At 71.1% G+C, this 9,084-nt stretch carries 11 protein-coding genes and 1 riboswitch; of the genes, 4 read left to right on the top strand and 7 right to left on the bottom strand.

Going from position 1 to position 9,084, the window contains the following annotated elements; genetic code table 11:
• Positions 1–118 precede the first annotated feature (118 nt).
• The 5 genes from ACYVE7_RS22820 to ACYVE7_RS22800 are packed head-to-tail and all read right to left on the bottom strand — an operon-like array spanning position 119 to position 2,452.
• A complete protein-coding gene (locus tag ACYVE7_RS22820) occupies positions 119–535 on the bottom strand; it encodes a VOC family protein (protein WP_460367045.1) in 417 nt (138 codons plus the stop codon).
• Between the two features lie 9 nt (positions 536–544).
• Positions 545–943 carry a helix-turn-helix domain-containing protein gene (locus ACYVE7_RS22815; protein WP_460367043.1) on the bottom strand — a complete coding sequence of 133 codons (399 nt, stop codon included), beginning with the start codon at positions 941–943 and terminating at the stop codon, positions 545–547.
• Between the two features lie 4 nt (positions 944–947).
• Positions 948–1,193 carry a hypothetical protein gene (locus ACYVE7_RS22810; RefSeq protein ID WP_460367042.1) on the bottom strand — a complete coding sequence of 82 codons (246 nt, stop codon included), beginning with the start codon at positions 1,191–1,193 and terminating at the stop codon, positions 948–950.
• Complete coding sequence (locus tag ACYVE7_RS22805) at positions 1,190–1,969, bottom strand: class I SAM-dependent methyltransferase (protein ID WP_460367041.1); 780 nt, start codon at positions 1,967–1,969, stop codon at positions 1,190–1,192. The genes ACYVE7_RS22810 and ACYVE7_RS22805 overlap by 4 nt, the downstream gene beginning before the upstream one ends.
• Before the next feature lie 12 nt (positions 1,970–1,981).
• Positions 1,982–2,452, bottom strand: a complete 471-nt coding sequence (locus tag ACYVE7_RS22800; RefSeq protein ID WP_460367040.1) for a GNAT family N-acetyltransferase — start codon at positions 2,450–2,452, stop codon at positions 1,982–1,984.
• Between the two features lie 133 nt (positions 2,453–2,585).
• On the opposite strand from ACYVE7_RS22800, the gene ACYVE7_RS22795 reads away from it, so the two are divergent.
• Positions 2,586–3,977 carry an NAD(P)/FAD-dependent oxidoreductase gene (locus ACYVE7_RS22795; RefSeq protein ID WP_460367039.1) on the top strand — a complete coding sequence of 464 codons (1,392 nt, stop codon included), beginning with the start codon at positions 2,586–2,588 and terminating at the stop codon, positions 3,975–3,977.
• Between the two features lie 47 nt (positions 3,978–4,024).
• Here ACYVE7_RS22795 and ACYVE7_RS22790 read toward each other — a convergent pair whose 3' ends face one another.
• Entirely contained in the window at positions 4,025–5,284 is a 1,260-nt protein-coding gene (locus tag ACYVE7_RS22790; protein WP_460367038.1) for a serine hydroxymethyltransferase, read from the bottom strand.
• Between the two features lie 22 nt (positions 5,285–5,306).
• Positions 5,307–5,392, bottom strand: a riboswitch (ZMP/ZTP riboswitch).
• 30 nt (positions 5,393–5,422) lie between these two features.
• On the opposite strand from ACYVE7_RS22790, the gene ACYVE7_RS22785 reads away from it, so the two are divergent.
• Together ACYVE7_RS22785 and ACYVE7_RS22780 are read left to right on the top strand one after the other, a co-directional pair.
• Positions 5,423–6,049, top strand: coding sequence for a histidine phosphatase family protein (locus ACYVE7_RS22785; protein ID WP_460367037.1), 627 nt, complete (start codon positions 5,423–5,425; stop codon positions 6,047–6,049).
• Positions 6,050–6,082: 33 nt separating this feature from the next.
• Positions 6,083–6,973 carry a helix-turn-helix domain-containing protein gene (locus ACYVE7_RS22780; RefSeq protein WP_460367036.1) on the top strand — a complete coding sequence of 297 codons (891 nt, stop codon included), beginning with the start codon at positions 6,083–6,085 and terminating at the stop codon, positions 6,971–6,973.
• Here ACYVE7_RS22780 and ACYVE7_RS22775 read toward each other — a convergent pair.
• Positions 6,970–7,560 carry a TetR/AcrR family transcriptional regulator gene (locus ACYVE7_RS22775; RefSeq protein ID WP_460367035.1) on the bottom strand — a complete coding sequence of 197 codons (591 nt, stop codon included), beginning with the start codon at positions 7,558–7,560 and terminating at the stop codon, positions 6,970–6,972. The genes ACYVE7_RS22780 and ACYVE7_RS22775 overlap by 4 nt on opposite strands.
• A gap of 60 nt (positions 7,561–7,620) precedes the next feature.
• On the opposite strand from ACYVE7_RS22775, the gene ACYVE7_RS22770 reads away from it, so the two are divergent.
• A complete protein-coding gene (locus ACYVE7_RS22770) occupies positions 7,621–8,964 on the top strand; it encodes a carotenoid oxygenase family protein (protein ID WP_460367034.1) in 1,344 nt (447 codons plus the stop codon).
• Positions 8,965–9,084 lie beyond the last annotated feature (120 nt).

Raw genomic sequence — 9,084 nt, 5'->3', positions numbered from 1 at the left:
CGGTCGCCGCCGCGCTGGGCCGCGAGGCCACGCTGTTCCTGGTCGACCGTGCGGCCGCGGCGCTGCTGCCCGGCTGAACCGCTTCCGGCCCCGTCGCCCGTCCGGGCGGCGGGGCCTTTCAGCGCGCGTTCGGCTGGTTGATCCGGATCAGATTGCCCGACGGGTCGCGGAAGGCGCAGTCGCGGACGCCGTAGGGCTGGTCCATCGGCTCCTGGACGACCTCGCCGCCCGCCTCGGCGACCTGCGCGAACATGGCGTCGACATCGTCGGTGGTGAAGACCAGACCGTGGATCAGCCCCTTGACGATCATCCGGATGTAGGCGTCGCGGTCCTCCTGCGACGCGTCGGGCGAGGCCAGCGGGGGTTCCAGCACGATGTCCATGTCGGGCTGGCCTTTGGGCCCGATGGTGACCCAGCGCATGTTCTCGAAACCGACGTCGTTGCGGACTTCGAGGCCGAGGGCGTCGCAGTAGAAGGCGAGCGCCTCGGTGTGGTCGAGGACCGGAACGAAACAGTGCTTCAGTCGCAGTTCCATGAGGCCACGCTACGTGCTGCGGACCGGCCGGGTCATGATCTTGGCGTAGCAGGCGGGGATGTTCTCGCCGTGCGCGTGCTCGGACGCCTTGTACGCGCTGGGCGTCTTGCCGACCAGCTCGGTGAAGCGGGCGCTGAACGAGCCGAGCGAGGTGCAGCCGACGGCGAAGCAGACCTCGGTGACGGTCAGATCGCCGCGGCGCAGCAGCGCCTTGGCCCGCTCGACCCGGCGCGTCATCAGATAGGAGTGCGGGGTCTGGCCGTAGGCGGCGCGGAAGCTCCGCGAGAAGTGCCCTTCGGACATCAGGGCAGCCCTGGCGAGGGTGGCCAGGTCCAGGGGCTCGCAGTAGTCGCGATCCATCAGGTCGCGTGCCTTCCGCAACCGCACCAGGTCCGCGAGCTCCGCCATGCCCTCAGGATACGTTGATCATCTCCTGCGGGGCCAGGGTGATGAAGTACTCGCGTCCGTTGCCGTAGCCGTACACGGGCTGGCCCATCAGCTCGGCGGCCAGGCTGGTGACGTTCTGGAACATCCTGATCAGGTCGGGGGTGTCCGCGCTGATCCGGAACCGGCCGCCCTCGGTCAGCTTCTGGACGACCAGGACGGCCATCTCGCGCTGGAACCGGAACTCCTCTTCGGGGGTGAGGGGCTGGGTCATGGCTTCCTCCGGAACACGGTGATCAGCCGCCAGGCGGCGGGGTCGGTGGGCGGGACGTCCGCGAAGTCACCGTAGACGGCGACGGGCTCCAGCACGCCCGACAGCCGGACGGCGGCCTCCAGCTCGGTGGCCGTCCAGAACCGGTAGGGGACGACTCCTTCGGCCACCCGGGTGCGGGCAGGGCCGCCCGGACGCTCCGGCGGCTCGGTGACGGTGATCGTCACCTGGTCGTCGACGAGCTGGGTGAGCGGGTCGAGGGCGTCGTCGAGGGAGCCCCAGCGGACGTCGGCGCGGATCCCGTCCTTCTCGACCGTCCAGGAGGTGGCCGTGGACGGGTCGGGGCTGAACCTGTCCTTGGGGTGGCTCATCTCCAGGATGTACACGCCGTCGTCGGCGAGGTGCTCGGCGGCGCGCCGGAAGTGCTCGACCATCGGGTCGAGGGTGCGCAGATGGGCGGTGGAGTCGAGCATCGTGACGATCAGGTCGAACCGCTCGCCGAGCGCGAACGCCGTCATGTCGGCCTGGACGACCGTCAGGTCGGGGCACCGCGCCTTGGCGTAGGCGCACATCGAGGCGTTGAGGTCGAGCGCCGTCGCCGCGAGGCCGCGGCGGGCGAACTCGCGGGCGTGCTCGGCGGGGCCGGGGGCCAGCTCCAGGACGGTTCGCGGCACGCGGCCGTGGGCGCGCGACCACTCCAGCAGCGTGTCCACCTCGTCCGGGATGTCCCGGAAGCCGCAGGACAGCTCATAGGCCGCGGGGTCGTCGTAGATGTCCACGGCCCCATCCCATCACGCCGCGACGACCGCCCGGGCGACCCTGACGGTGATCTCCAGGACGGCCGGGTCCTCGCTGCGCCGGGTGGTGCCGCCCAGCGAGGTGAGCAGGGACCGCATCCGGATGTTCTCGCTGAGCACGGACGCGGTCAGCTCGGTCAGCCCTTCGGCGTTGCCGAGATCGCAGAGCCGTTCGGCGAGGCCACGGCCCAGGCCACGGCCCTGCCAGGCGTCCTCGACGAGGAACGCCAGCTCGCCCTGGCCCGGCGCGGTGTACATGAGATGGCCGAGCGCGACGATCGCGCCGCGGGAGTCCTCGATGACCAGCGTGCAGCCTCTGGAGCGTTCCAGGAAGCGCTGGAACAGCCGCTGCGGCAGATCGGGCTTGGCGCTGAAGTACCGCATCCGGCGGCTCTCCAGCGAGCAGCGGTCGTGCATGGCCCTGACCGCTTCCAGATCGTCCGGCCCGAGTGCGCGAAGTGTCATGATTTCCCCGATTCCCATGACCGCAACGTTTTCTGACGCTTGTTACATAGTCATGTGCGTACCGTTTCGGGGGGACGACACGCTGAGTGATCTCCGTCTCGACTGCGGATTCAGTGGCCAAATGGTGTTATATATGCGCATGTCCCTTGTGAATGGCGCGGTGTCCCACTGGTTCCGCGCGATCGGGCTCCCCTCCCCAGGCGAACCGCTCCCGGGCTCCCGGCAGGCCGACGTCTGCATCGTCGGGGCCGGGTACACCGGGTTGTGGACCGCCTACTACCTGAAGCAGGCGCAGCCCGATCTGCGCGTCGTGCTGCTGGAGCAGGAGTTCGCCGGGTACGGCGCGTCCGGCCGGAACGGCGGCTGGGTGGTCGGCGAACTCGCCGGATCCCACCACGCCTACGCGAAGAAGCACGGCAAGGACGCCACCGTCCGGCTGCAGAAGGCCATGTTCGCGACGATCGACGAGATCATCGCCGTGACGGAGGCCGCCGGGATCGACGCCGACCTCGTCAAGGACGGGCTGGTGACCGTCGCCCGCAACCAGGCGCAGCTCCACCGGCTGCGCGAGCAGGTCGAGGCCGAGCGGGAGTGGGGCTGGGGGCCCGACGACCTCCGGCTGATCGCACCCGGTGAGCGGATCGCCGTCGAAGGGACGCTGGGGGCCTCCTACACGCCGCACTGCGCTCGGGTGCAGCCGGCGAAGCTGGCGCGGGGGCTGGCCGACGCCGTCCGGGCGCTCGGGGTCGAACTCTACGAGCGGACCCCCGTCACCGAGCTGCGGCCGCGCACGGCGGCGTCCGGGCCCATGGCCGTCACCCCGTACGGGACCGTCACCGCGGACTACGTGCTCCGCTGCACCGAGGGGTTCACCGCCGCGTTCACCGCGCACCACCGGGACTGGCTGCCGATGAACAGCTCGATGATCGTCACGGCTCCGCTGCCCGAGGAGATCCAGGAGCGGATCGGCTGGCCGGGCGCCGAACTGCTCGGCGACATGGCGCACTACTACATGTACGCCCAGCGCACCGCCGACGGCCGGATCGCGTTCGGCGGGCGCGGCAAGCCCTACCGGTACGGCTCCCGGATCGACGACGCGGGCACCACCCACGACTGGACGGTCCGCGCGCTCCGGTCCATGCTCACCGACATGTTCCCCGCCGCGGCCGACGTGCCCGTCGAACACGCCTGGTCGGGAGTGCTGGGCGTGCCGCGCGACTGGTGCTCCACGGCCGTCCTCGACCACGCGACGGGGCTCGGCTACGCGGGCGGGTACACCGGGCACGGCGTCGCCACCACCAACCTGGCCGGGCGGACCCTCCGCGACCTGCTGCTCCGGCACGACACCGAGCTGACGTCGCTGCCCTGGGTGGGCTGGCAGGTCCGCAAGTGGGAGCCGGAACCGGTGCGCTGGCTGGGCGTCCAGCTCATGTACGGGCTCTACCGGCGGGCCGACGCCCGCGAGGGCGGCCTCACCAGGACGTCCCGGATCGCCCGGCTCGTCGACGCCCTGTCCGGCCGGTAGGCCGGGCCCGCTCCGCGGGCACGCCGCCCGCGGAACGGGGACGCCGGTCAGGCGAGGTAGCCCGGCATCGGGTGCTGCGCCATCAGTGTGGAGATCTCGCCGGCGATCCGGTCCAGGGTCCGCGGGTCGTCCGCGTTGGTGACGGCCTCGTCGATCCAGGAGGCGAGCTGCGGCATGTCGGCTTCGGTGAGGCCGCGGGTGGTGATCGCCGCGGTGCCCAGCCGCAGCCCGGACGGGTCGAACGGCTTGCGCGGGTCGAACGGCACCGTGTTGTAGTTGAGCTCGACGCCCGCCCGGTCCAGGGCCTGGGCGGCGGGCTTGCCCGCGACCCCCTTGCCGGTGAGATCGATGAGGATCAGGTGGTTGTCGGTGCCGCCGGACACCAGGTCGAAGCCCCGCTCGGACAGCGCGGCGGCCAGCGCCTGGGCGTTGGCGACGATCTGGTGGGCGTAGGCCGCGAACGAGGGGGCCTGCGCCTCCTTCAGGGCGACGGCGATCGCGGCGGTGGTGTGGTTGTGCGGGCCGCCCTGCAGCCCGGGGAAGACCGCCTTGTCCAGGGCGGACGCGTGCTCGGCCGTCGACATGATCATCGCGCCGCGCGGGCCGCGCAGCGTCTTGTGCGTGGTCGTGGTGATGACGTCCGCGTGGCCCACCGGCGACGGGTGGGCGCCGCCCGCGATCAGCCCGGCGATGTGCGCGATGTCGGCGACCAGCACCGCGCCCGCCTCGCGGGCGATCTCGGCGAACGCCGGGTAGTCGATCGTCCTGGGGATGGCCGTGCCGCCGCAGAAGATCACCTTCGGCCGCTCCTTGAGCGTCAGATCGCGCACTTCGTCCAGATCGACGCGGCCCGTGTCGGCGCGCACCCCGTACCGGACGGGCGTGAACCACTTGCCGGTGGCCGACACCGACCAGCCGTGGGTGAGGTGGCCGCCCATTGGCAGCGCCATCCCCAGCACGGTGTCGCCGGGCCGCAGGAACGCCAGGTAGACGGCCAGGTTGGCCGGGGAGCCCGAGTACGGCTGGACGTTGGCGTGCTCGACCCCGAACACGGCCTTGGCCCGCTCGACGGCCAGCGCCTCGATCGGGTCGACGAACTGCTGGCCCTCGTAGTAGCGGCGGCCCGGATAGCCCTCGGAGTACTTGTTGGTCAGCACCGTGCCGGTCGCCTCCAGGACGGCCTGGGACACGTAGTTCTCGGACGCGATCAGCCGGATCTTGTCGTGCTGCCGTCGCGCCTCGCCTTCGACGAGGGCGGCCAGCTCCGGATCGGTCGAGGTCAGAGTGGGCAGAGCGGGAGTGTGCACGGGCGCACGCCTTTCGGAGGGCGCTCAGCACCCAGGCGCGCGGTGCCAGGCTCGTCTCGCTCCCCGGTGGTGAACCCCACCTTGACTGCGCCAGTCGCTCTTGCGGTCAGAGTGTAGCGGGTGGGTATGACGAGCTCCATGGACCTCATCCTGATCAGGCACGGCGAGAGCACCGGCAACGTCGCCAGGAGCCGGGCCGTGCACGCCGGTGCGGAGATCATGGACATTCCCGAGGCGGACCCCGACGTCCCGCTGACGGCGCTCGGCACCGACCAGGCCCACCGGCTCGGGCTGCGGCTCGCGAAGCTGCCCAAGCCCGATCTGGTGCTCTCCTCCCCCTATCTGCGGGCGCTGGACACCGCGCGGATCGCGTCAGGGCGGGAGGACGTCCGGATCGACGAGCGGCTGCGGGACCGCGACATGGGCCGGCTGTACCGGCTGACCCCGATCGGGGTGAAGGCGCGGTTCCCCGAGGAGCTCGAGCTGATGGCCGAGACGGGAAAGTTCTACTACCGTCCGCCGGGCGGCGAGTCCTGGGCGGACATGGCGCTGCGGCTGCGCACCCTGGTCGCGGAGCTGCCCGCCGACGCCCGGGTGCTGATCTCCTCCCATGACGCGGTGATCGTCCTGCTCCGGTACATCGTCGAAGGGCTGTCCGTCCCTGAGATCCTGGAGATCGAGAAGACGCCGGTCGGCAACTGCTCGATGTCCCGCTGGATCGACGGCCGCGCCGAGCTCTACAACGACATCGCCCATCTGATTTGACTCTCCAGCGACGGGAGACCTGAGGCTTACCCCATGGAAGACCTGTTCACGATCGGGCAGCTCGCCCGGAGCACCGGTGTGCCGGTCAAGACCATCCGGTTCTGGTCCGATCTCGGGCTGGTGCCGCCGGTCGACCGGACGGCCGGCGGCTACCGGCTGTTCGACGCCGCCGCCGCGGCACGGCTGGATCTGGTCCGCACCCTGCGGGGGCTCGGGCTCGACCTGGAGACCGTGCAGAAGATCGTGAACGAGCAGACCAGCCTGGCCGAGGTGGCCGGGGAGCACGTGCGGGCGTTGGGAGCGGAGATCCGCATCCTGGAGCTGCGCCGTGCGGTGCTGCGCTGGGTCGCCGCCCATGGAAGCGATCAGGAAGAGACACGACTGATGCACGATTTGAGCCTTCTGTCCGCCGCCGAGCGGCAGCAGATCATCGACGACTTCGTCGACGAGGCGTTCGCCGGGACCGACACGTCCCCGCACATCGCGAACGCGATGCGGAAGATGAAGGCGGAGCTGCCCGCCGAACCCACCTCCGCCCAGGTGGAGGCCTGGGTCGAGCTGGCCGGGCTGGTCAACGACGCCTCGTTCCGGGCGCGGGTACGCCAGATGGCGCTGGCCGGGACCGGGGAGGACCCGCGTGCCGAGGAGTGGACCCGTGAGGTGGGCCTGATCCAGGAGCACGCCGCGCCCGCCCACCGGGCGGGCGTCGATCCGGCCTCCGCCGAAGGCCAGGAGATCCTGGCGCGGATGATCCGTCCGGAGATGCCCCGCGCGGAGCGGCTGGAGCGCGCCGACCGGATCGACCTGTTCAACGACGCGCGGGTCGAGCGGTACTGGCAGCTCATGGCCGTCCTCAACGGCGAGGAGCCCTTCCCGTCGCAGGCCGGGATCTACACCTGGTTCACCGACGCGCTCCGCGCCTAGCCGACGCCGAAGGTCCGGGCGATGAGGTCGGCGCACTGGTCGGCGAGCGCTTCGGGGGTCGCGTCGAAGCGGCCCGCCAGCCAGGTGCCGATCAGGGTGCCGACCCCGCCCACGCTGTAGAGCACCAGCGGCCGGACGGGCACGCCCGCGACGGCCTCGATCTTCGCGGCGACCGTGTCGGCGAGATCGAGCAGGGTCTCGTGGCGGCGGGCCTGGAGGGCGGGGCTGCCGGCGGGCTCGGTGAACGCGACCGTCGCCTTGCGGGGGTCCTCGCGCAGCTCGCGGAGCAGGGCCGTCAGCATCGCGTGCATGATCGCGCGGGGTTCGCCGTGCCACGGGACGGCCAGCATCGTCGCGGCGAGATGGTCCTTGACCTGGTCGAAGACGGCCAGCAGCAGGGCGTCGCGGTCGGGATAGGACTCGTAGAAGTAGCGGTCGGTCAGCCCTGACCGGCCGCACACCCCGCGCACGGTGACGCCCTGCCAGCCCAGCTCCGCCCAGAGGTCGAGGCCCGCCGCGAGCAGCCTGGCCCGGCGCTCGGCGGTCCGTTCGGCCGGGGAGCGTCCCCGGTAGACGCGGGTACCCACGGAGAACATCTTGCCCCAAACATCTTGACGACAGGTGTCATCAGAATTGAGAGTGGGGGCATGTTCGGTGCGTTCGAGCCCCTCCTGACAGAGCACGACTACCCCGTCCGCGAGATCACGGGCACCGTCCCGGCTGAGCTGCGCGGCACCCTGTACCGGGTCGGACCAGGAAAGTGGCAGGTCGGGACCACCCCGATCGACTGCCTCTTCGACGGCGACGGCATGGTCTCCCGGTTCACGATCGCCGACGGCGCGATCACGTTCCGGAACCGGTACGTCGACACCCCCAACTCCCGCGCCACCACGATGAAGCGGCCCGGGGTCGGCTCCGCGGTGCCGGGCCAGCGGTTCCCGCTGCCGCCCGCCAACACCGCCAACACCAACCTGTCGTTCCACGCCGGCGACCTGCACGCCCTCTGGGAGGGCGGCCGCCCCTACCGGCTCGACCCCGACACCCTCGACACCTTCGGCGAGCACGACTTCGACGGCCGGCTCAAGGGCGTCGGCGCCTGGTCGGCGCACCCCCGCTGGTGCCCCGAGACGGGCGAACTGTTCAACTTCGGCACCCGGTTCCTGCCGACCCCCGGCATCAACTGCTACAAGGTCTCCCCCAGCGGCGCGCTGACCAGGCTCGCGAGCCTGCGGATCCCGCGGATCGGCTGGAACCACGACTTCGCGCTGACCTCGCGGCACCTGGTCTTCGTGCTGTCGCCGATGCTGCCGCGACTGGGAAAGATCATGCGCGGCGGGACCTTCCTGGACGCCCTGGAGTACCGCCCCGACCTGCCCACCCGGTTCGTCCTGGTGCCGCGCGAAGGCGGCAGGCCCCGGATCATCGAACACGACGCCCTGATCTGCACCCACATCACCAACGCGTACGCCGACGGCGACGACACCGTCATCGAGCTGATCGAATACCCCGACTTCGACCGGCTGATCCGCGACGTCCAGCACTTCAGGACCACCTTCCACGAGCCGCGCCCCAACCGGCTGGTCCGCTATCGGATCACCGGCTCGAAGGTGGTCGCCGAGGAGCTGACGTCGATCCCGTGCGAGCTGCCGCAGTACGACTGGCGGCGCTCCACCCGGGAGCACCGCTACAGCTATCTGAGCGCGGGCGACTCCGGGCTCTACGACCAGCTCGTCAAGCTCGACCACCGGACGGGGCGGGTCCTGGCGCCCCGGCTCGCCGACCTCGTCGGCGAACCGATCTTCGTTCCGCGCACCCCCGACGCGGCCGAGGACGACGGCTGGCTGCTCGCCGTCGGCTACGACGCCGCGTCGCACCGGTCCCGGCTGCTCATCCTCGACGCCCGCGATCTGGAGACCCTCGCCACCGCCGAACTGGAGCACCACCTTCCGTTCGGATTCCATGGCACCTTCACCCGCCGACTTCCCGCCTGACCGCCTACCGTGGAGACGTGGCCGGCTTCACCGGGCCCGGCTGGTACCGGGGCGACCTGCACGTCCGCGCCGAGCTCTCCGGCGGGCGCCGCGGCCGTGCCGAGCTCGTCGCCGACGCCC

Source organism: Actinocorallia lasiicapitis, from assembly GCF_054778695.1.
Note: the sequence above shows the minus strand (reverse complement) of the source record. Positions and strands in the feature narration are given on the sequence as shown.